This window comes from Flavobacterium frigoris PS1 (genome assembly GCF_000252125.1).
GTDB lineage: Bacteria > Bacteroidota > Bacteroidia > Flavobacteriales > Flavobacteriaceae > Flavobacterium > Flavobacterium frigoris_A.
This window is the reverse complement of record NZ_AHKF01000006.1, coordinates 1-22459: the sequence shown is the minus strand read 5'-3', so window position 1 is coordinate 22459 and position 22459 is coordinate 1. Positions and strand designations below refer to the sequence as shown.

The following is a 22459-nucleotide window of genomic DNA, read 5'->3' as shown; positions in this document are numbered from 1 at the left end:
TTGATAGCTATTTCTCCACTACTACAGAGATTAGATCTTTTAAAAAAAAGAATCTTCTTAAAATATTTAATATTTTTTAGAATGATATGAGCTCAAAAGGACTAAATTGCGCAGATAACCACGAAACATAAGATGTCCAAAAAAAAAATACATTTTGAAATCTCAGAACGAAAAATGATTCTTCGGCTGTTTGATGTTTTTTTTGTTTTGGCAGCCTTATACTTGATAGGTAATGGACTCGAATTAAGTTATTTGAAAGCGTCGGTTTCTAATGTTTATTTGCTACTTGTTTTGGCTATTTACATTAATGTTTTTGGAGCGATTTTCGAGATGTACAATCTGCAGGTAGCCAGTAATGAATTTCAAGTTTTAAAAAGTACACTACTTACCGTTTCCACCGTTGTTTTGGTGTATTTACTGACTCCCATTTTTTCACCAGAATTGCCTAAAAATCGGCTTCAGATTCTGGCTTTTTATGTGGTCGTATTCGTGGCTTTGATCTTATGGAGGCTTTTTTATGTTAAGTTTTTGGCGTCTAATCGTTTTCTTCAAAATGCGGTATTGATTTGTGAAAAGGAGCAGCTAGAAGAATTGGTTCTAGGTTTGGAAAATATAGATCCCCATTACAAAATTATTGCTTACGTTAGCGCAGATCCTGTTGAGAACGATGCGCTTTCAGGTTACCATTATGTACCACATATTAAGAGGGATGATTTGACTTCTTTTGTAAAGGAAAATGGTGTTTCCGAAATTGTAATCGCGTCAAAAAATACCCAAGGAATTACTTCTGGATTATACCAACAGTTACTTCAACTTTTAGAATCTGGTAAAATCATTAGGGAATATACACAAGTGTATGAAAGTAAGACTCAGCGGATTCCAGTTCAACATATGGCAAGGGATTTCTATAGTTTTTTTCCGTTTAGCAGAAGTAACCAAAATAAATTGTATTTATCGGTAGTACGTTTTTTTGAAATTGGCTTTTCTTCCATAGGATTGGTTATCGGGGTTTTATTGTCGCCATTGATACTATTAGGAAATGCTTTGGGAAATAAGGGGAAATTGTTTTATACCCAAGAGCGAACAGGAAAAGATGGTGTGGTATTCCATATTTTGAAATTCCGTACGATGGTCAAAAATGCAGAGTCAAACGGTGCCGTTTTTGCCACAATCAATGATTCCAGGATAACTAGTTTTGGTAAATTTTTAAGGAAATCAAGAATAGATGAAATCCCACAGTTTATCAATATTCTTAAAGGAGAGATGGCAGTTATTGGTCCACGGCCCGAACGGCCCCATTTTGTTAAGGAAATTAGGGGACTTATGCCTTTCTATGAGACGAGACACGTGATTAAACCGGGACTGACCGGTTGGGCTCAGGTGAATTATGCATATGGCGAGACAATAGATGACAGCCTAATTAAACTGCAATACGATCTCTATTACATCAAGCATAGGAGTTTCTATCTGGATTTGAATATTGCGCTAAAAACTATCACTACCGTTTTGTTTTATAGGGGACAGTAGGATACTTTATTCTTTACTTAAATGTAATAATTGTATAAATACAAATCTAAAGGAGTGTTCAATTTTTAGTTATGAGTTATAAATGAATGTGAAATTTTCGTTTTACCCCAGCCCTAAAGGGAGCCGAAAATTAGAACTTGTAGGATAAAGTATTGCTATTTTCCTTTTGTCCCCACCCTAAAGGGAACTAAAAATTGGGAGTCTCGACAAAGGAAAGATCACAGAATAAAGAGCAGATAATTCTGGTAGATCGGAATTGTTTTTAATTAACGTGATTTTTTTATTAAGATATCTTTTTCTTTTACCTTGATGCAAAAGAAACAAAAGATCAAGCCTGATCCCGATAGTTATCGGGACAAAAGCTTGAAAACTAGCTTGAAGTGCCGCTCCGCAGCCCAAGCCGTTCGTCCTTCGTCCTTAACTCGCGGACTGCTGCTACCTGACTGCCACTGGCAGTCCTCCTTTTAATTTCAAATGTTGTTTTGCTGTGTTTTTTAATTAAGGGCGGGTTGGGAGTATTTAGTGCTCAGGAAGTAGTGTTCAGTTATTGTTCGTTTTGAGGAGTAAGTTTTTCTTTGAAGAGGTTCTTTTCTTTTACCTTGATGTAAAAGAAACAAAAGATCAAGCCTGAAAATTAAAAGCTTGAAAACTACCTTGAAGTACCGCTCCGCAGCCCAAGCCGTTCGTCCTTCGTCCTCAGCTCGTGGACTGCTGCCGCTTTACTTCTTCATCGTTTTACTATGCTTTTTATTTAAGGGCGGTATGAGCAGTGGTGAGTAGGAGTGTTCAGTGTTCAGGAAGCAGTATTCAGTGTTCAGCTATTGTTGGTTTTGAGAAGTAAGTTTTTCTTTGGAAAGAATCTCTCGATTTTCGTTGCCCGTTTTTCGATTTTCGTTGGAAAAATGGTGTAAACGGTGGTCGGGACACGAGTTTTGATTGACGTTAATGGATGTCAGATGTTCGTTCGAAAAAACGTAAACGATGGACTATAAGCGATGGAAGGTTAGGTTAACGAGCAACGGTCAACGGTGATCGATGTTCGTTTGCTTCCGATTACCAATCTCACTAATACAATTCCGCTCGTTAAAATCAAAGGTAGCACAATCAAAAGATGCGCTTTGTTGATTAGAATAAGTAAGTAGACGACCAATGCAGCCAGATTAAATAAAGACAGTGCATACACCCATTTCTTGTTCTTTATGAAACAGAAATATAACAAAGCTAGCGCGACTGGATTAAATAACAGTACGTTGTAATTGTATCCCAATTCCAGATGGCTTGAATAGAATCCGACTGCCAAAAAGAACAAACCTAACAATCCCATAATCAGAAGATAGAGCTGGTTGCTGAACTTTCTGTTTGCAAGAACAATAGCGCCTAGTAAAAGCAGGTAGGAATAGCAATTGTTCCACCAAGAAATCGGAGGGGTTTCGTTGAACTCGAGTAAGGTCTTGTTTTCTTTTGCCAATAGCTGGTTGTTGTATTGTACTTTTTTTAAACTTTTTTGTAACTCAAACGGTAAAAAAATCTTTATTCCCAGTTGATCTACTTTTTTTCCAAAAATAATGCTGGTTCCCAGTTTTTCGTAAAAATGATTGTCAAAATAGGGATACAGGATCGTTCTATATGTGACATTGGTATCGGTGTTTTTTACTATGGCGACAGTATCTAAGGTTTTGTTAATGATGTCCACCACCATAGACGTACAGTTCTTGTCGATAAATTTATAGGTGTAATGGCTTTCCCCAGATGCCAAGGAGGTGTTGAGGTTCTGAAATAGTTTTTGTTTAAGAGCATACGGCATAGTTAGTTCCTGCTCATATACCGATCTTTTTTCATAGTTATATTCATTCATAAAGTCAGTAAAAGGATGGGCTACAGCAAAATATTGTAGGTCTCCTTTTGTGAATTTTGCAACGAAATTTGGCGTATTAAAATCAAAAGCACCATAATTATAAACGAGATCGATAAAATGATCTGGATCGGTGATTCGGATTGCGGTATGTCCAAACAGCGAATAGGATTCGTTACCAGTACCACAAGTCAATACACTAACCTTTGCGTTTTCTGACAATATGGGGTTTTGTCCAAAGCCTATATTCGCACTGGATAGGAAAATGGCAACTAGGATTATTTTTTTTAAAACGGAAATGTTCATTTTTATTTTATTAAAGAGTAAAATCAGTTTCTAAATAGGGATAAATCTACTTTTACCGAAAAAATATTGGAATATACAGCTGCGCTTTGATTGCCTAAATCGGTCAAAGCGTAATCCACTTGAATGCCTTTGTATTTAAATCCCAAACCAATATTGGGTTGAAAGCCTATTTTTTCGGTACTATCCAATTGCTGTATGTTTTGAAAATTACCTACACCAGCGCGAACAAAAACTAAATCAGTATATCCAAATTCGAGACCAACGGCCGGATCAACGCTAACAAAATCAGTCGAAATCAAATCATTGGTTTTGGTAAATCGCATATTGACATTGGCTGCAGCCAAAAGACTATAGTCATACCGAATGATGAACTTTTTAGAAAGCCCCAATTGGGCTTTGGGAGCGGTTATCTCTGTGCTTTCGGGTAGTTCTTGATTTTGTCCGGGTACTGCATCAGCAATTTTTTGATATTCCTGCTCGTCTATATTCCACACATTATAGGTGGTAGTGATATCGCGAACCATCAATCCAAATTGCCAGTCGTTTTTTTCGAATTGTAATCCCACATCAAAACCAAATCCCCAAGAATTAGCAAACTTACCTATAATACGTCTGATTAGTTTGGCATTGACACCATATTGAAATCCTGGAACGGCTAATTTTCGGGCATAAGAAAAAGTAAAGCCATAGTCAGCAGTAGAAAAAAGGCTGATCCTATTGTAGTCAATATTACCCTGGCTATCGATCAATTCCGTTGTATTGAGGATGTCATCGACTCCAAAACGGATTAAAGAAATTCCCCACGCACTTCGGTCGTCTATAGGGCTTGCGTATGCGATATAGTCGTACTGCGCGATATTAGCAAAGTAATTGGCGTGCATTAAAGAAATCTGATGGTCTTCCAGTTGTGTTAGACCAGCTGGATTCCAGTAACCCGAATTGACATCGTTACTAGAGGCTACAACTGTGTTTGCCATGCCCAAGGCCGCCGCATCGACACCAATATTCATGAATTCATTGGAATACTTTCTAACGGTTTGCCCATAATTTAAGGAGCAAATCAAAAGAAATATTAAGAATTGAACTTTTTTCAATCGTATTGTTTTTACAAGCTTGAGAGCTGTTTAATTTTTATCAAAAATATAATTTTTTACTGAGCTTCCTTCGGTCTAGCAGTAAATAAATGACAATGGGAAAAGAGCTGTTAATAATCTCTATGAAAAACGGCTGTTGCATTCACTTATTATATTAAATTTGTCAGCTAAGACTTAAAATTTGATTTGCAATGAACATTAAAAAACATATCCCTAATTCAATAACATTACTGAATCTTCTATGTGGATGCATTGCGATGGTCTTTGTCTCTAAATCAGATTTTGAAATGGCTTTTTATTTTGTATGTCTTGGAATATTTTTAGATTTTTTTGATGGTTTTTTTGCCCGATTATTGAAAGTCTCCGGTCCTCTGGGTTTGCAATTGGATTCTTTGGCTGATATGGTTACCAGTGGGCTAGTGCCTGGATATGTGATGTTTTTTCTGCTTTCCAATAGCCAGCATGAGATTTCTGCCAGTCCAATATTGCCGTACTTGGGATTTATTATTACTATGGGGTCCTGTTATCGTTTAGCTGTGTTTAATATCGATACGCGTCAGACCAATTCTTTTATTGGTTTGCCTACACCCGCTAACGCTTTGTTTATATTGAGTTTGCCTCTGGTGTTAAAATATTCTGATTCCTTATTTATTTTGGAAGTCCTGACAAATCAATGGGTTTTATTAGCCATTACACTTTTTAGCGCATACATTTTAAATGCTGAGATTCCGTTGTTTTCTTTGAAGGTCAAAAAGTTTAGTCTTAAGCATAATGCACTTCAGATTGTGTTTTTGTCGTTTTCTTTCTTGTTGTTACTTTTTTTCCAATATGCTGGGATTCCATTGGTGATCATTAGTTATGTGTTGCTATCAATAGTAAGCAATAAATATTTATTGGATGAGAAGAAAAAGCGTTAAAAGAAAGCCTGCTGTAAGACGTAGAACTAAAAAGAAAGCTTCTTTTTTTTCTGGTAAAGTATTACGGTTCAATATACTTGCTTTTTTTGCACTTCTTTTTTTGGGACTGGGTTATCATTATCGAAATGGTCTTGCCTATTATTTTAGTTTCAAATCAAATCATGTTTTACAACAGCAGGCCGAAGACAAGCGTATTTCAGATGTTCGTAATTACCAAGTTTTAGACAAACACGAAGGAAAGGCAATAGGACTAGATGTGTCTGAGTACCAAGGAAGGATCAGCTGGGCTGAAGTTGATACTTTAGAAAATAAATATCCCGTTCATTTCGTATTCATTCGCGCAACAGTTGGTGATGATAGACTGGATACTCAATTTAAGGAAAATTGGCTTGGCGCCAAAAAAAACAAACTTTTAAGGGGAGCCTATCACTATTATCGCCCCAACGAAAATTCACTGGAACAGGCGGAACTTTTTATTAAGACGGTTACTTTAAGCAAGGGCGATTTACCTCCAGTTTTGGACATTGAAAAATTGCCTGAGAAACAATCTGTGGAACGATTAAAAATTGGACTAAAGAGATGGCTAAAAAGAGTGGAGGAGCATTATAAAGTAAAGCCCATCATTTATACCGGAGAGAGGTATTACGACGATTTTCTGAAAGAAGAGTTCAGTGATTATCTTTTTTGGATTGCCAATTATAATTTTTACCGAGAGGAAATTGATGAGCAATGGTTATTCTGGCAATTTACGGAAAAAGCATCTGTCAATGGAATTAAAGGCAATGTGGATGTCAATATTTACAATGGTGATTTACAACAGTTACGTTATATTACGGTTGAGTAGTTAGTGATCAGTGATCAGTGATCAGTGATCAGTTTTTAGTGTTCAGAAATCAGCATACAGTGTGTAGTGTGTAGTGAGCAGTGTTCAGTTTGCAGGAATCAGTATTCAGTGATTCGTAATTAGTGATCAGTATTAAATAACAATATAAGTAATGAAATTTCAAGATTTATTAGCATATCAGAAATCATTTTCACTGGCGATGAAAATTTTTGAAATAACGAAGCTATTTCCGAAAGAAGAAATGTATTCTTTAACGGATCAAATTAGGCGTTGTTCAAGAAGCGTCCCCGCTAATATCTCAGAATCCTATAGAAAAAGAGTTTATCCCAAGAATTTTCATAGCAAATTAACCGACTCAGATGCCGAAAATTCAGAAATTCAAGTTTGGCTTGAGTTTTCATTTAAATGTAATTATATCACTGAAAGTGTTTACAACGAATTGCTAAATGAAAGTAATGAAGTTGGCAAACTGATTAATTACATGATTTTAAATCCGCAAAAATTTGGTGTGGCTCTTTAGTGATTAGCTTGCAGTCATCAGTGATCAGTGTTCAGTAGTCAGTATTTAGTTTTCAGTAATATTATTTTGGAAGAAACAAGGCTATCCCAATTATTATAATAATAACAATAACAAAAAAGGCAACTGAAATAGAATTGGCAAAATTAACTGTCCAGCCGGCCCAAGCCATTCTTTTAGGAGGAAGTATGCGTTTGTCTTCTTTATTGTAGTAAAAGATACCAAGCTTCCAATTATTGGGATCTTTGTGCCATTTCTTAAGCGTTTCTGTAGATGGTTTTTCTTTTTGGCTCATAACAAATTGGTTTAAGTGTTGATTTAATATTCTTTAATCTTGGAACAAAACAAGGGCTGTTTCCAGAACTGAGCACTCTTTTTAAACTAATTATTGAATAGTAAACAGTTTTTTAAAACTCCAGTTTTTTCTTTCTCAGCTCAAAATTTTGTCCTAAATACACTCTACGTACCATTTCATCTTCCACCAATTCCTCTGGAATTCCAGCTTTCAAAATACCACCTTCAAACATTAGATAGGTTTTATCAGTAATTGCAAGAGTTTCCTGAACGTTATGATCAGTAATTAGAATTCCTATGTTTTTATTTTTTAATTGAGCTACAATTCTTTGTATGTCCTCAACAGCAACAGGGTCAACACCGGCAAAAGGCTCATCGAGCAAGATAAATTTGGGATCAGTAGCCAGGCAACGAGCTATTTCAGTACGACGTCGCTCTCCACCAGATAGTAAATCCCCTCGATTGGTGCGAATGTGCTCTAGGCTGAACTCAGCAATCAAACTTTCCATTTTGGCCTCTTGTTCTTCTTTTGATAGAGTAGTTAGCTGCAAAACGCTCAATATATTGTCTTCAATACTTAGTTTTCTAAAAACAGAAGCTTCTTGTGCCAAATAACCGATCCCGTGCTGTGCCCTTTTGTACATAGGGTAATCGGTAATGTTCATGTCATCAAGATAGATGTTTCCTGAATTTGGTTTAACCAAACCCACAATCATATAGAATGAAGTTGTCTTTCCAGCGCCATTTGGTCCTAAAAGGCCAACGATTTCTCCTTGGTTTACTTCAACCGAAATGCCTTTTACGACACTTCGGCCTTTGTATTTTTTTACTAAATTTTCTGCTCTTAAAATCATTTCGTTTCGTGTAATTGTTTGATGAAAGTTCTGCTTAAACGTTACAAATAAACGAATAAACAAATAAGAAAATCAAGCTGTTAACAATTATTTAGTTTCTTTTCAAATGAAATTGCCTTCGCAAAAAAGGTCTAGACGATTTCTATTTTTAAAGGAATGTTATTTTGTAGCCTCTTCTTCAAGGGCTTCCCAGAACTCATAAGCTCTACGTAAATGGGGTACAACGATAGTTCCGCCAACTAGTGTGGCAATTCCCATTGCTTCCATCATTTCCTCTTTGGTAACGCCTTCTTTATGGCTTGTTTCCAGATGGTATTTCACACAGTCATCACAGCGTAAAACGGTTGAGGCAACTAGTCCTAGAAGTTCTTTTGTTTTTACGTCAAGAGCACCAGCAGCATAAGCATTAGTGTCTAAGTTGAAAATGCGTTTTACTATTTTGTTGTTGTCAGATAGTAATTTTTCGTTCATTCTAGAACGATATTCATTGAATTCTTCGATTATTGCAGCCATTTTATTTTTTTTCATTTTTAGAAACAAATACCGAAATGAAGATACTTGCTTCAAAGATTAATAACATTGGAATCGCAACAATAGTTTGACTCACCACGTCTGGTGGGGTTACTATAGCTGCTATAATTAGTACAAGGACAATTGCATATTTTCGATTGTTTCTTAAAAAAGAGGGGGTTACAAGTCCCAGTTTTGTTAAGAAATAAATGATAATTGGTAATTCAAAAAACAATCCACTTGCTAGAACGGATGTTTTTACCATTCCTATATAGGAGTCTAAAGTGAACTGGTTTAGTACGACATCACTGACCGTAAAGGTCGCTACAAAGTTAACGGACATTGGAATTACTACAAAGTAGCCAAATAAAACGCCCATAAAGAAAAGCAGCGATGAGAAAAAGATAAAGACTTTGGCGTTTTTCTTCTCTTTTGTGTATAAGGCAGGACTGATGAATTTCCAGATTTCCCACAATATATAAGGGAAACTCAAAATAAATCCGGCTAAAATACACACCCAAATAAAGACATTTACTTGGCCTTCCATCTGTGTATTTTGTATGATGAATGGCATTTCAGTGATACAGATGTTGTCTGCAAAACCTAGTGAATGTGATAACTCACAGAAGAACTGATAGGTAAAAAACGTAGGTCTGGTGGGGCCAAATATTATCGTGTCAAATAGGTAGTCACTGATGAAATAAGTGACGAATGCCATTAGGATTATCGCTACTGTACTTCGTACTAACAACCATCTTAAATCTTCAAGATGATCTAAAAACGACATTTCGTTTAAGTTTTTCTTTGCCATTATAGTATTCCTTCTTTTAAAATATCATGTAAATGTAAAACACCTTTGTACTCTTCGCCGTCTACCACGACCAGTTGTGTAATGGAAAAATCTTCTAGAATATTAAAAGCATCTACTACCATGGCTGTTGATTGAATCAATTTTGGGTTTTTAGTCATGATGTCTTTTGCGGTTAAATCGGTAAAAGAGTCCCTTTCGTTGAGCATTCTTCTAATGTCACCATCAGTAATAATCCCGATAACTTTTTCCTGATCCACAACTGCAGTTACACCTAATCGTTTTTCTGAAATTTCAAAAATCACTTTCTTTATAGAAGTGTCTGCTGAAACCATAGGTTTTAAGGTGTGTTCTAGCATATCTTGTACCCTGAGTAATAGTTTTTTTCCTAGAGCACCTCCTGGATGGTACTTGGCAAAATCTTCTGGTTTGAAACCGCGAATTTCCATTAAACATATTGCTATTGCATCGCCCATAACTAATTGGGCAGTGGTGCTATTTGTTGGAGCTAAATTGATTGGATCGGCTTCTTTTTCTACCGTAGTATTTAAAACAAAATCAGAACCTTTTGCCAAAAAAGAGGTCGTGTTTCCAGTAATAGCGATTAAAGTATTTCCAAAACGTTTTAAAAGTGGGACTAAAATTTTTATTTCAGGACTATTTCCGCTTTTAGAAATACAAATGATTATGTCATCATTTTGTATCATGCCTAAATCTCCGTGAATTGCTTCAGAAGCATGAAGGAACATTGATGGCGTTCCGGTTGAGTTGAAGGTAGCCACCATTTTTTGGGCTATGATAGCGCTTTTTCCTATGCCGGTGACTATTAATCTTCCCTTTGAATTGTAGATTGCTTGTGTTGCGTCTGAAAAATTATCGTCTAGTAAGTCCGTTAACTTTGTAATCGCTTCGCTCTCAGATAAAATGGTTTTTTTGGCGATAGCCAATATATTTTCTTTAGATATCAAAACAGAATATTTAAAATTTGTATGTGTAAAAGAAATTTGTATCTTTATGTGGTGCAAATTTATACAAAATACCACGTAATACCACATCATAATACCATATAATAAAGAATGAATTCAAACGAAATTGACATACATAAAGAATTAAAGAAATATTTTGGCTTTAGCCAATTTAAGGGCCTGCAGGAACAAGTGATAAAAAGTTTGCTCGACAGGCAGAATACATTTGTTATCATGCCCACTGGTGGTGGGAAGTCGCTCTGTTATCAACTACCAGCTTTAACTCAAGACGGAACGGCTATCGTTGTTTCTCCTCTGATCGCTTTAATGAAAAATCAGGTAGATGCGATTCGAAGCTTGTCTTCAGAGAATGGTATTGCCCACGTTTTAAACTCTTCACTTACAAAAACAGAAATTACGCAAGTTAAAAAGGACATTACGTCCGGACTGACAAAACTGTTATATGTTGCGCCAGAGTCGTTGACTAAAGAGGAAAATGTCAATTTTCTTAAAACAGTCAAGATTTCTTTTGTTGCTATTGATGAAGCGCATTGTATCTCTGAATGGGGGCATGATTTTAGACCAGAATACAGGAATCTTAAACATATCATTAAGCAATTGGGAGATTTACCTATTATAGGCCTTACTGCTACTGCAACCCCGAAAGTTCAGGAAGATATCCTGAAAAATTTAGATATGTGTGATGCTACTACTTTTAAGGCATCATTCAATAGACCTAATTTGTATTATGAGGTACGCACAAAAACAAAAAATGTAGAATCGGATATTATCCGTTTTATAAAACAACATAAAGGGAAATCTGGGATTATTTATTGTTTAAGCCGAAAGAAAGTGGAGGCAATTGCTCATGTTTTACAGGTGAACGGTATTAGTGCTGTTCCTTATCATGCTGGACTAGACGCAAAAACACGTGCCAGACATCAGGACATGTTTCTTATGGAAGATGTAGATGTGGTGGTGGCTACAATTGCTTTTGGGATGGGAATTGACAAGCCTGATGTGCGTTTTGTGATTCACCATGATATTCCAAAATCGTTGGAAAGCTATTATCAAGAAACGGGTCGTGCTGGTCGAGATGGTGGTGAAGGTCATTGTTTGGCTTACTATTCTTATAAGGACGTAGAGAAACTAGAAAAATTCATGTCGGGAAAACCCGTTGCAGAGCAAGAAATCGGCTTTGCTTTATTGCAGGAAGTGGTGGCTTACGCCGAAACTTCAATGTCTAGAAGAAAATTTTTGTTGCATTACTTTGGTGAAGAATTTGACAATGCAACCGGTGAAGGTGGTGATATGGATGACAATGTCAGAAATCCAAAAGTAAAAATCGAAGCACAAGACCAAGTCGTTAAGTTACTGGAGATAGTTAGGGATACTAAACATTTGTACAAATCCAAGGAAATTGTTTTTACTCTGATAGGTAGGGTCAATGCCGTTATAAAAGCGCATAGGACAGACATTCAGGCTTTTTTCGGGTCAGGAGCTGCCTTTGATGAAAAATATTGGATGGCCTTATTGCGGCAAGTCCTTGTAGCTGGGTATTTGACTAAAGATATTGAGACTTATGGTATCGTTAAAATTACTGATCAGGGATTAGACTTTATAAAAAACCCAAGTTCTTTTTTGATGTCTGAGGATCATGAATACAATGAAGCAGGAGACGAAGCCATTGTAACCGCTTCAAAATCATCTGCAGTTATTGATGAGGTCCTGATGAATATGTTACGAGATTTACGTAAAAAAGTCTCTAAGAAAATAGGAGTTCCTCCTTTTGTGGTTTTCCAAGATCCATCATTGGAAGATATGGCTTTAAAATACCCTATTTCTGTAGAGGAATTAATCCATATTCATGGAGTTGGAGAAGGGAAAGCAAAGAAATATGGTAAGGAGTTCGTTGAATTGATAAGTAAATATGTCGAAGAGAATGAAATCCTGCGTCCCGAAGATTTAATCGTAAAATCAACAGGGATAAAATCAGCCAATAAACTGTATATCATTCAAAATGTTGATCGCAAATTATCTCTTGATGATATTGCTAAAGCCAAAGGGTTTACAATGGATCTACTGATGAAAGAAATGGAACAAATAGTCTATTCTGGTACCAAGTTGAATATCAAATATTGGATTGACGAGATGTTAGATGATGATCAGCAAGCGGAGATTTACGACTATTTCATGGAGTCCACCACAGATAAAATAGAAGATGCCTTAAAAGAATTTGAGGGCGATTATGATACTGAAGAATTGCGTTTAATGCGTATTAAATTTATTAGTGAAGTAGCAAATTAGTCTTAAAGTTGTAAAGTCATAAAGTATTAAAGTCTGTTCTATAATTTTAATACTTTATGACTTTTGAGCTTCAACATAAATTTCTCCACGATGCGGTTTCAAGGCATCACGTACCTGAATCATATGCTCGTCCGTAACTACCATATAAGCAATAGCCACCATTTCACTCTGAATTTCAAAACCCGTAATGTTTAGCGGTAATTTTTCGATGGCAATGTATTCCTTTAGGTGGATTTCATGATGTTCAGCTGTTTTTGCTGAAGCAGGTCCACGGAAATCCCATATTAATTTTATTTTTCTAGACATTTTTTGATGAGGTTATAAGATTTATACGGCTCAAAGTTACAAAGTCTATTTTGAAAAATAAGCCGTTTTGAAAATGGATTCTTCTTTCCATACCAAGAGTTCGTTACAAAATACTACTTTTGTACCGGATTATTTTGACTATTTCTAAAAGTCAGATAATCTAAAAATCGAATAATCTAAAAAAATGCCGCAAGAACACCTGTTACAAGTATCTCCAGAAATAGCCGCAAATGACTTGCTGCTAAAAGATTATCTTGGAAAATTACTAAAGATTTCCCCAAAGGAAATTCAGCATGTTTCCATATTGAAACGTTCGATTGATGCTCGTCAAAAAACGATAAAAATCAATTTGAAAGTGGCTATTTATTTGAAAGGGGAGCCTTTTCAGGAGAGAAAAATGGAAATTCCAGATTATCCCAATGTCGCCACTGCACAAGAGGTTATAGTCGTAGGTGCTGGTCCTGCAGGACTTTTTGCTGCTTTGCAATTAATCGAATTGGGATTAAAGCCAATAGTAGTTGAACGTGGTAAAGACGTACGCGGTCGTCGTCGCGATTTGAAGGCAATTAATGTCGATCATATCGTTAATGAAGATTCTAATTATTGTTTTGGCGAAGGCGGAGCAGGAACTTATTCTGACGGAAAATTATATACGCGCTCTAAAAAAAGAGGAGATGTGACCCGAATCTTGGAGTTGCTAGTCGCTTATGGTGCAACACCAGATATATTAGTTGAGGCGCATCCGCATATTGGTACAAATAAATTACCTCAAATTATTCAGGACATTCGTGAAAAAATAATCGAATGTGGTGGGCAAGTATTGTTTGAGACTAGGGTCACTGATATCTTACTCAAAAACAATGAAGTGGAGGGAATTGTGACCCAAAATGGAACGACTATTCTAGCGAACAAATTAATTTTGGCAACAGGACATTCTGCCCGAGATATTTTTGAGTTACTGGATCGGAAGCAAATATTTATCGAGGCGAAAGCTTTTGCCTTGGGCGTTAGGGCTGAGCATCCGCAATCTTTGATTGACAGTATTCAATATAGCTGTGATTATCGCGGAGAACTTTTGCCGCCCGCTCCTTATAGTATTGTAAAACAAGTGGGAGGACGTGGGATGTACTCTTTTTGTATGTGTCCTGGAGGTGTAATTGCCCCTTGCGCAACTAGTCCGGGGGAAGTGGTTACTAACGGTTGGTCTCCATCAAAAAGAGATCAGGCTACTGCCAATTCAGGAATTGTTATCGAACTGAAATTGGAAGATTTTAAGCCTTTTGCCAAATTTGGTGCTTTGGCTGGAATGGAATTTCAAAAAAGCATCGAACAAAAAGCATGGCATTTGGCAGGAGAAAGTCAAAAAGTTCCAGCGCAACGCATGATTGATTTTACTCAAAGTAGAGTTTCTTCTGAAATTCCGAAAACCTCTTATGTTCCAGGTACTACTTCCGTAGAAATGGGGCAAGTTTTTCCAGGCTTCCTAACACAGATATTACGTGAAGGTTTCTCTGAATTTGGAAAATCCATGAAAGGCTATTTGACCAATGAAGCTATTTTGCATGCTCCGGAATCCAGGACATCGTCGCCTGTTCGTATACCTAGAGATGCGATAACATACGAGCATGTTCAAATTAAAGGATTGTATCCTTGCGGAGAAGGCGCAGGTTATGCAGGAGGAATTATATCTGCTGCCATTGACGGTGAAAAATGTGCTTTAATGATTGGAGAAAGTCTACATAAAAAAACCTCGAATCAGTAAAGAATCGAGGTTTGGTATAAATTCAAAGATTTCTTATTTTATGGGATAAGAATTATTTTTCCTGTGCTTTTTTGCTTCCGAAAATTTAAAGATAGTTAGGTCAATGATTTTTTAAATATAAAATTATATTCTTGCTGTTGTCGATTAGTAATCGTTTCTGTAAGGTTAAAGTATTTTGATACAGATACATGTTAAGAGAAATGTTCTAATTTTTTTTCTGTTTTGAAACTAATAATGTCTTGTTATTTTCAAATATAGAAAAAATCTATTGGCTTACATTTTAATCAAAATCGCCTCCCTTTTTTTAATTTAATTTACAGATGTGTCTATTGATCTTACTTAATAATGATTTTTCATCGATAGGTTTAGAAATATAATCATTCATGCCAACTGCTTTACATTTATCTACATCTGCGGTAGTCACGTCAGCAGTAAGAGCAATAATTGGGGTTTCAGATTTTAGGATGTCGCGGATGTAGGAAGTAGCTTCAAATCCGTTCATTTCTGGCATTTGTAAATCCATTAAAACGATATCATAATTGTTTTTTTGGAATTTTTCAATGGCAATTTTACCATTATCAGCTACGTCAATTTCGTACCCGAAGTCCAATAATATAATCTTCAATAAGAGCTGATTCAATGTCATGTCTTCTACAACCAAAACCTTAATTTTTTCAGTCGTTGACTTATTTTGGGGAATTGGAAGTAGTGGGATGATGTCTTCTTTAATAGCTTCTTCTTCGGAAATTGATTTTTCAAAACTCATAATGAAACCAAAGGTAGATCCTGTGCCTTCCTCACTTTTTGCAATGATTGATCCTCCTTGAAGTTCTACTAACTGTTTGACGATTGCAAGACCAAGTCCTGTTCCTCCATAAGAACTACTAGTGGCTTTACTTGCTTGTTCGAAATTATTGAAAATTTGTCCCAGTCTATCTTGAGGTACACCAATTCCTGTATCTGTTATTAAAAATTCAATGGTGGCTTTATTGTTGTCTTGATTTAATAATTGAATAGTTACGCTTATTTTACCTTTTGAAGTGAATTTTATCGCATTGCTCATTAAATTTAAAATAATCTGACGCAAACGCATCGGGTCTCCTATTAAAAATTTGGGAATGGAGTCGTCACATTCATGAAAGAATTCTATATTTTTTTCTTTTATTTTTTGTTCGAAAAGGTGAAGAATTGTCGTAATGGACTTGGATAACTTAAATGGGGTATGGTCAAAGGTCATCTTTCCAGCGTCAACTTTAGCGATGTCTAAGATGTCGTTAATTAAAATTATCAATGCATCCCCGGATTCCTTAATGGCGCTAATATATGCTGTTTGGGATTCGTCTAAATTAGTCTTAAGAATCACATTCGTAAATCCGATAATTGCATTCATAGGTGTCCTTATTTCATGACTCATATTTGACAAAAATTGCTGTTTTGATATTACGGCTTCTTCTGCAATTTTTGTTTTTATTTCTGCGTTAATTTTTGATTCGACCAGCTCATTTTTTACTAATACCTGAGGCGTTACGTCATAAGCAATGATAGTAACTCCTGAAATTGTTTCATCGGCTTCATAATATGGCTGATACACAAAATTAAAATAAGCATCTCTTAATTCTCCATCATGTATAATGGGTGCAAGAAGTTCGTTTCCGAAAAAAGGAATACCGGTAGTAAAAACATTGTCTAGTAATAAAGGAAATTCTTTATCTATTAGTTCAGGTAAAACATCGTTGAATCTTTGACCTTCTAAATTTTGACCTTTGCCCCACATTGCTTTGATGCTATCATTTGCGAGAGAAATAACCATGTCTTTACCTTTTAATATAGCTATTGCAAATGGGGACTGCAGCAGTATCATGTTAAATCGTTTGTTGCTGTCTTCAATCTCTTTCGATGCCTTTTTTTGTATCTCAAGTAGTTTTTCGAATTCTCTTTTTTCTTTATTTTGAAGTTCTAGTGATAAGCGTCTTACTTCGGAAACATCTTGTATAGCTAGTAGGATTGTTTTTTCATCATGTGTTTTTTGAAAAATATAATTTGCGCTAACTACAATTGTTTGTGGGGCAATAGTTGAAATGTCATAGGCTATTTCTACTTTATGAAAGTTGATGCTTTTTGAAAGCATTTTGTTCAAGAGGTCTCGTAATTCAGGTAAGTCCCATTTTCTATTGTCTATGTCAAAAACTGATATCCCTTCAATTTCTTCTTTGTATATAGAATACTTTCGGCAAAATGAATTGCTGGCGGATTTGATTTTAAGGTCTTCATTGAGAACCAACATTGGCTCCATCATTGTAGCAATGATTTCTTCGGAAAATTCGTATGATTCCGCCAAAAGTTTGATATTCTTTTTTAGTTTAATATTATTAGAAAGTAGCTTCTTGTTGTTGGTTATATCCTCAACAACTTGGATTATATGTGTGACATTATTATCTGAGTCAAGAATAGGGGAGTTGATAATTCTCCAATAACGGCCTTCAAAGCCGCCTCCTTCTGATGTGGGTTTTTGTATGTCGTATTTTATATCCTCCATTCTCTCCTCCGTTTTGTTTTCCAAAACTCGGTTTAATGAAGCTCTCAGATTAGTCGTGGATTTGGCTAGCTCTTCTTCTGGATTATCAGGAAATATATCAAAAACATTTTTGTCAATAATGTTTTCCCGTGTAGTCATCGTGACTTTTAAATAACTATTAGTTACGGTTACTATTTTGAAATTAGTATCCATTACCAGCGACATGGCAGGAGATTGCTTAAAAAAGTCAATATAATCGTTACTAGTCATAGACGGTAAGAAATTAATGGTTGTATTTCTGATTTTAAAGCGGTTATGCTTTTAAAACTTTATGGTGAACGATTTATTCGACTCTTTTACAATTATCGGTCAAATATACATAAAAAAGCATTTGATTCTCGCTGAGCAAATTTCATTCCAAAAGATGGCATGTGTTTTTGATAGTAGTCTTTAATAGTGGAATTAGGCCTGAAAGAACGAGATGTTTAAATTGAAAAAAAAGGATAGTGTGCTTTATTTCAATAGTATGTGCTGCTATTTAAATAGATAAAAACAAGAGTAATTGGTGTAGGAACTTCATTGAAAAAAAACAAAAAAACCGAAAATTGCTTTTCGGTTTCAGGATCTATTGTTTTCGATTAATCAACTCTTATTTAAATGTTGCTTAAAGTTTTGGCACATATAAATAGGGTGATCGCTGGTGCCTTAGATTTGTTTTGGTCTTTGGAGCGTTGTACAAACCTGGATGGCGAAGTTGGTATGTATTTAAAAAAAATTTTATGCTATTTGTTATCAGGGATAAAGTCAAGCGCGATAGAATTCATACAGTATCTTTTTCCGGTTGGTGCTGGGCCATCATCAAAAAGGTGGCCAAGATGGCCGTCACATCTGCCACAAAGTGCCTCTATTCGCACCATTCCAAAGGAGTTGTCTTTTTTATAAATAACGCTGTTTTTGTTGTCTTGTTCAAAAAAACTAGGCCATCCGCAACTACTTGAAAACTTAGCGCCAGATCGAAATAATTTGTTGCCACAAGCAGCGCAATAATAGGTTCCTTTTTCATCTGTGTTCCAAAACTTCCCGGTAAATGGTCTTTCGGTATCAGCATGTCTCGTGACTTCATAGACGTCTGGGGATAAGATTTTTTTCCATTCGGAATCAGACAGATGTAATTTTGTGTTGTCGGTATTGGAGTAATACGGATTTTCCGGTTTGTTGATTTTGTTTTCCATAATTGAAGATTTATTAGGGTTGTTCTTTTTTTTTATTGCTTGGCTGTAAGCTGGAACCACGAATAACGAAAGGAGTACTAACAGACTAAATAATGATTTTGTTTTCATAAGTAAACATGGTTTGATGCTTGACTGTACAAAGGTAAGAAGCTATTGTGCGATGTAATGTCTAACGTTTGCAATTAACATGCATTTGTATTTATGTTAACTAATGTTAGTTGAGAATAAATGATGCTTCTGGTTTTGTCAGCGTTTTTTTTACAGTCCTGTTCTCATATTGATCAAATGTTTTTTGAAGCCTGCTTTTTCATAAGCTTTTATGGCTGAAGGATTGTCATTATAGACGTCCAAACGGAGTTCGTATATGTCGAGTGAATGGCACCAGTTTTTTAGTGCTGCTATAATTTTTGAATTTACCCCTTTCCCTCTATGTTTAGGATCTGTAAACATAAAACCCAAATAACCATAGTTTGGATGTTTTAAGTAGGGTTTGGCGGCTGTTATCCTCGCATAACCGGAACCTATGATAACCGCATCAATTTCAGCGACTAGGACTTCGATGTCAGTGGCTAAAATCATTTGTTCAACATCATAATAATGAATTTTATCTTCTTTTAAAGTGGGATCGTACGGACGTTCTGCGGTAATGATACCCTGTTCGAATTCGAGTAGTGTTTTGAGGTCGTTCAGTGTGGCTTTTCGGATTTTTATCAGGTTCATTTTGAGTGATCGTTAGGTCTATCAAAAGTACGAAACAATATTTGAATGGATTTATAAGATTCGATTAGAATTTGAATGGGTCTTTAGGAGTTCAACAAAAAGAAACAGAACGTTAAAGGCCACCCTGTTGTTTATCTTTTTTGTATTTTTGTGACGCTAAAAATAGATATGATAGAAGAAAACGTAATATTAGTTAATAAAGACGATGAGCAGATTGGATTGATGCCTAAATTGGAGGCACATGAAAAAGCAGTTTTGCATCGCGCCTTTTCTGTTTTTGTTTTGAACAGTAGAAATGAAATCATGCTGCAGCAGCGTGCACATCATAAATACCATTCCCCTTTGCTTTGGACTAATACCTGTTGCAGTCATCAGCGGGAAGGCGAAACCAATATCCAAGCCGGAAGTCGAAGACTATTTGAGGAAATGGGTTTTAAAACTGATCTCAAAGAGCTTTTTCACTTTATTTACAAAGCTCCTTTTGACAATGGTTTGACAGAACACGAACTAGATCATGTGATGATTGGTTATTATGATGAAAAACCAGAAATAAATCCAGAGGAAGTGGAGGCTTGGAAATGGATGAATATTGAAGAGGTTAAAAGCGATATGTTATTACATCCTGAAATCTATACAGTATGGTTTAAAATCATATTTGACGAGTTCTATCATTTTTTGGAAGACCATAAAGTATAAAAAATACAGTTCTGAGATTTTAGTAATCTTTTAAAAAAAAAGACATTACCATGAGAGTAACAATAAGTAGAAAAGCACATTTTAATTCGGCACATCGCCTATATCGTAAGGATTGGACTTTAGAAAAAAACGATATGGTTTTTGGCAAGTGTAATAATCCCAATTTCCATGGTCACAACTATGATCTGATTGTTAGTGTTACTGGAGAAATTGACCAAGAGACGGGTTTTGTCATGGATGTTAAAATTTTGGCAGACATTATTAAAGAAGAAGTGGAAAATCAGTTTGATCACAAAAATCTAAATCTGGATGTTCCGGAATTTGAAAATCTAAATCCGACTGCAGAAAATATTGTCGTGGTGATTTGGAACAAAATAAGAAAAAGAATTGAATCCGAATTTGATTTAGAAGTGGTTCTTTATGAAACCGCGCGTAATTTTGTAACCTATAAAGGAGAATAATGGAATTAAAAGTAGGAGATAGGATTCCGAATTTTACAGCAAAAGATACAGATGGAAATGTCTTTGACAGCCGGGATTTTGTTGGAAAAAAAGCACTAGTTATTTATTTTTATCCTAAAGACAATACACCGGGATGTACAACACAGGCATGTGGTTTTAGGGACCAATATGAGGATTTTAAAGATTTGGGTGCTGAGGTTATTGGTATAAGCGGTGACGATGTTAGTTCACATCAAAAATTTGCCAGACAATACAAATTGCCCTTTATACTATTGTCCGATAATGATAGGAAGATCAGGAGATTATTTGGAGTTCCATCTAATATGTTTGGTTTGTTGCCTGGAAGGGTTACCTATGTTACGGATCGAAATGGGGAAATAAAAATGATCTTTGACAGTATGATGGCTAGTAAACATATTCCTATAGCCCTAAAGGCAATTAAAAAATTAGCATTATAAAGTAATCAGAATGGCAGATGTGATTTTAAGAAATTGCGAAATTGTTTGCTGGAAATAAAGAAAAGACAATGATGATAAAAATATACCCTTTACAGTTTGCGCCTATTTTAAAAGAAAGAATCTGGGGAGGTGAAAAGCTTAAAACAGTTCTGAATAAACCCATCAGCTCAAAAATTACTGGAGAAAGCTGGGAGTTGTCCACTGTAGAAGGTGATGTTAGTGTTGTTGCTAACGGAGAATTAAAAGGGAAATCATTGACGGAAATCATTGATGAGTCGCCAAACGAAATCTTAGGGACAGCTGTTCATGCTAGATTCGGGAAGCAGTTTCCGTTACTTTTTAAATATTTAGATGCACGTGAAGATTTATCAATTCAAGTACATCCTAATGATGAATTAGCTAAGAAGCGTCATAATTCTTTCGGGAAGACTGAAATGTGGTATATCATGCAGGCAGATGAAGATGCTAGAATCATTGTTGGTTTCAAAGAGAAATCAAATTCAAATGAATATTTAGAAAATCTAAAGAATAAAACATTGCTTTCTATTCTTGATGACGTCAAAGTAAAAGAAGGGGATGTGTTTTTTCTAGAAACAGGTACCGTTCACGCTATCGGTGCTGGATTAGTTGTTGCCGAGATTCAGCAAACTTCTGATATTACCTATAGGATCTATGATTTTGACAGAGTGGATGCCCAAGGGAATACAAGGGAATTACATGTCGATTTGGCTCTCGAAGCAATTAATTATGATAGGGTAGATACATACCGTGCCTATAGTAAGGAAACGAATCAGTCGAATGAGATTGTGGACTGTCCTTATTTCACTACTAATTTTATACCATTAGATGGTATTGATGCCGTTAATAAGAAAGGGGATAGCTTTACTGTTTATATGTGTATTGACGGTGAATTTGAGTTGGAATACAACGAGGTTACTTCCAAGTATAAAAAAGGAGACACTATATTGATACCTGCAGCAATGAATAATTATGTACTAAATGGAAAAGCTTCTATTTTAGAAATTTACATTTCATAGCGAGTAATAGAAAGATTATATGTACTTTTGCAGACGCAAATTAAAATTAAAAATAAAATGGCAAATATTAAGAATTTAAAAAAAGACATCAACTACGTTTTAGGAGATATTATTGAAGCAGTTTACTTGTTTGAAATTTCAACTACAGGAAAACCAACAACTGAAACTAACAATTTAATTGATGAAGCTATTGCTGCATTTGACGAATTGATCATAAAAGTGAACGCAAAGAACGTTGAAAACAAAAAAGCACACTTCAAACAAATCAATGTTGAATTAGAACAAACTGCAAATCAATTGATTGCTAAAATCAACGAATTGTAGTCGAAAAAAACGATAAAAAAATGCAGATTTGTTTTGGAGAAATCGAATTCATCTGTATATTTGCACCCGTAATGAGACGCCAGCGTAGCTCAGTTGGCTAGAGCAGCTGATTTGTAATCAGCAGGTCGTGGGTTCGAGTCCCTCCGCCGGCTC

General features: G+C 35.6%; 22 protein-coding genes and 1 tRNA gene. 12 read left to right on the top strand and 11 right to left on the bottom strand.

The window, feature by feature from the left end; translation table 11 throughout:
- The first annotated feature begins 132 nt into the window (after positions 1-132).
- On the top strand, positions 133-1527 hold the full coding sequence (locus tag HJ01_RS01260; RefSeq protein WP_040473576.1) for a sugar transferase: 1395 nt from the start codon (positions 133-135) through the stop codon (positions 1525-1527).
- Positions 1528-2530: 1003 nt separating this feature from the next.
- Here the strand turns inward: HJ01_RS01260 and HJ01_RS01255 are convergent.
- The gene (locus tag HJ01_RS01255) at positions 2531-3685 is read right to left on the bottom strand and encodes a DUF4105 domain-containing protein (RefSeq protein ID WP_007136435.1); all 1155 of its coding nucleotides are present in this window, start codon (positions 3683-3685) and stop codon (positions 2531-2533) included.
- 23 nt (positions 3686-3708) lie between these two features.
- A complete protein-coding gene (locus tag HJ01_RS01250) occupies positions 3709-4695 on the bottom strand; it encodes a PorV/PorQ family protein (protein ID WP_007136434.1) in 987 nt (328 codons plus the stop codon).
- Between the two features lie 275 nt (positions 4696-4970).
- Here HJ01_RS01250 and HJ01_RS01245 point away from each other — a divergent pair, with 275 nt between their 5' ends.
- From HJ01_RS01245 to HJ01_RS01235, 3 genes are all read left to right on the top strand, one after another.
- A complete protein-coding gene (locus tag HJ01_RS01245; RefSeq protein ID WP_007136433.1) occupies positions 4971-5696 on the top strand; it encodes a CDP-alcohol phosphatidyltransferase family protein in 726 nt (241 codons plus the stop codon).
- Positions 5677-6540, top strand: a complete 864-nt coding sequence (locus HJ01_RS01240) for a glycoside hydrolase family 25 protein (RefSeq protein ID WP_007136432.1) — start codon at positions 5677-5679, stop codon at positions 6538-6540. The genes HJ01_RS01245 and HJ01_RS01240 overlap by 20 nt, the downstream gene beginning before the upstream one ends.
- 151 nt (positions 6541-6691) lie before the next feature.
- The gene (locus tag HJ01_RS01235; RefSeq protein ID WP_007136431.1) at positions 6692-7060 is read left to right on the top strand and encodes a four helix bundle protein; all 369 of its coding nucleotides are present in this window, start codon (positions 6692-6694) and stop codon (positions 7058-7060) included.
- A gap of 61 nt (positions 7061-7121) precedes the next feature.
- Here HJ01_RS01235 and HJ01_RS01230 read toward each other — a convergent pair whose 3' ends face one another.
- The 5 genes from HJ01_RS01230 to HJ01_RS01210 form a co-directional block, all read right to left on the bottom strand.
- Positions 7122-7352 (bottom strand): DUF5808 domain-containing protein, encoded by a 231-nt coding sequence (locus HJ01_RS01230; protein WP_007136430.1) that lies wholly within the window; start codon positions 7350-7352, stop codon positions 7122-7124.
- A gap of 112 nt (positions 7353-7464) precedes the next feature.
- Positions 7465-8205, bottom strand: a complete 741-nt coding sequence (gene lptB / locus HJ01_RS01225; protein ID WP_007136429.1) for an LPS export ABC transporter ATP-binding protein — start codon at positions 8203-8205, stop codon at positions 7465-7467.
- Between the two features lie 159 nt (positions 8206-8364).
- Positions 8365-8718 (bottom strand): carboxymuconolactone decarboxylase family protein, encoded by a 354-nt coding sequence (locus tag HJ01_RS01220; RefSeq protein ID WP_040473582.1) that lies wholly within the window; start codon positions 8716-8718, stop codon positions 8365-8367.
- Position 8719: 1 nt separating this feature from the next.
- Positions 8720-9526, bottom strand: coding sequence for a twin-arginine translocase subunit TatC (tatC, locus tag HJ01_RS01215; RefSeq protein ID WP_040473575.1), 807 nt, complete (start codon positions 9524-9526; stop codon positions 8720-8722).
- Positions 9526-10491 carry an SIS domain-containing protein gene (locus HJ01_RS01210; protein ID WP_007136426.1) on the bottom strand — a complete coding sequence of 322 codons (966 nt, stop codon included), beginning with the start codon at positions 10489-10491 and terminating at the stop codon, positions 9526-9528. The genes tatC and HJ01_RS01210 overlap by 1 nt, the downstream gene beginning before the upstream one ends.
- 108 nt (positions 10492-10599) lie before the next feature.
- On the opposite strand from HJ01_RS01210, the gene HJ01_RS01205 reads away from it, so the two are divergent.
- Positions 10600-12795 carry a RecQ family ATP-dependent DNA helicase gene (locus HJ01_RS01205; RefSeq protein WP_007136425.1) on the top strand — a complete coding sequence of 732 codons (2196 nt, stop codon included), beginning with the start codon at positions 10600-10602 and terminating at the stop codon, positions 12793-12795.
- 54 nt (positions 12796-12849) lie between these two features.
- On the opposite strand, the gene HJ01_RS01200 is transcribed toward HJ01_RS01205, so the two are convergent.
- Positions 12850-13101 (bottom strand): hypothetical protein, encoded by a 252-nt coding sequence (locus tag HJ01_RS01200; protein ID WP_007136424.1) that lies wholly within the window; start codon positions 13099-13101, stop codon positions 12850-12852.
- Between the two features lie 184 nt (positions 13102-13285).
- On the opposite strand from HJ01_RS01200, the gene HJ01_RS01195 reads away from it, so the two are divergent.
- Positions 13286-14863 carry an NAD(P)/FAD-dependent oxidoreductase gene (locus HJ01_RS01195; protein ID WP_007136423.1) on the top strand — a complete coding sequence of 526 codons (1578 nt, stop codon included), beginning with the start codon at positions 13286-13288 and terminating at the stop codon, positions 14861-14863.
- Positions 14864-15167: 304 nt separating this feature from the next.
- On the opposite strand, the gene HJ01_RS17055 is transcribed toward HJ01_RS01195, so the two are convergent.
- The 3 genes from HJ01_RS17055 to HJ01_RS01180 all read right to left on the bottom strand — a co-directional run bounded on the left by HJ01_RS17055 (position 15168) and on the right by HJ01_RS01180 (position 19330).
- Positions 15168-17648, bottom strand: a complete 2481-nt coding sequence (locus HJ01_RS17055; RefSeq protein ID WP_007136422.1) for an ATP-binding protein — start codon at positions 17646-17648, stop codon at positions 15168-15170.
- A gap of 512 nt (positions 17649-18160) precedes the next feature.
- Positions 18161-18718 carry a peptide-methionine (R)-S-oxide reductase MsrB gene (msrB, locus tag HJ01_RS01185; protein ID WP_007136420.1) on the bottom strand — a complete coding sequence of 186 codons (558 nt, stop codon included), beginning with the start codon at positions 18716-18718 and terminating at the stop codon, positions 18161-18163.
- A 150-nt stretch (positions 18719-18868) separates the two neighbouring features.
- A complete protein-coding gene (locus tag HJ01_RS01180) occupies positions 18869-19330 on the bottom strand; it encodes a GNAT family N-acetyltransferase (RefSeq protein ID WP_007136419.1) in 462 nt (153 codons plus the stop codon).
- Positions 19331-19498: 168 nt separating this feature from the next.
- On the opposite strand from HJ01_RS01180, the gene idi reads away from it, so the two are divergent.
- The 6 genes from idi to HJ01_RS01150 all read left to right on the top strand — a co-directional run bounded on the left by idi (position 19499) and on the right by HJ01_RS01150 (position 22458).
- The gene (gene idi / locus HJ01_RS01175) at positions 19499-20026 is read left to right on the top strand and encodes an isopentenyl-diphosphate Delta-isomerase (protein WP_007136418.1); all 528 of its coding nucleotides are present in this window, start codon (positions 19499-19501) and stop codon (positions 20024-20026) included.
- 50 nt (positions 20027-20076) lie between these two features.
- Positions 20077-20487, top strand: coding sequence for a 6-pyruvoyl trahydropterin synthase family protein (locus HJ01_RS01170; RefSeq protein WP_007136417.1), 411 nt, complete (start codon positions 20077-20079; stop codon positions 20485-20487).
- Positions 20487-20945 (top strand): peroxiredoxin, encoded by a 459-nt coding sequence (locus HJ01_RS01165; protein WP_007136416.1) that lies wholly within the window; start codon positions 20487-20489, stop codon positions 20943-20945. The genes HJ01_RS01170 and HJ01_RS01165 overlap by 1 nt, the downstream gene beginning before the upstream one ends.
- 68 nt (positions 20946-21013) lie before the next feature.
- Complete coding sequence (locus HJ01_RS01160; RefSeq protein ID WP_007136415.1) at positions 21014-21982, top strand: type I phosphomannose isomerase catalytic subunit; 969 nt, start codon at positions 21014-21016, stop codon at positions 21980-21982.
- A gap of 57 nt (positions 21983-22039) precedes the next feature.
- A complete protein-coding gene (locus HJ01_RS01155) occupies positions 22040-22306 on the top strand; it encodes a hypothetical protein (protein ID WP_007136414.1) in 267 nt (88 codons plus the stop codon).
- A gap of 78 nt (positions 22307-22384) precedes the next feature.
- Positions 22385-22458 (top strand) — tRNA-Thr (locus HJ01_RS01150).
- Position 22459 lies beyond the last annotated feature (1 nt).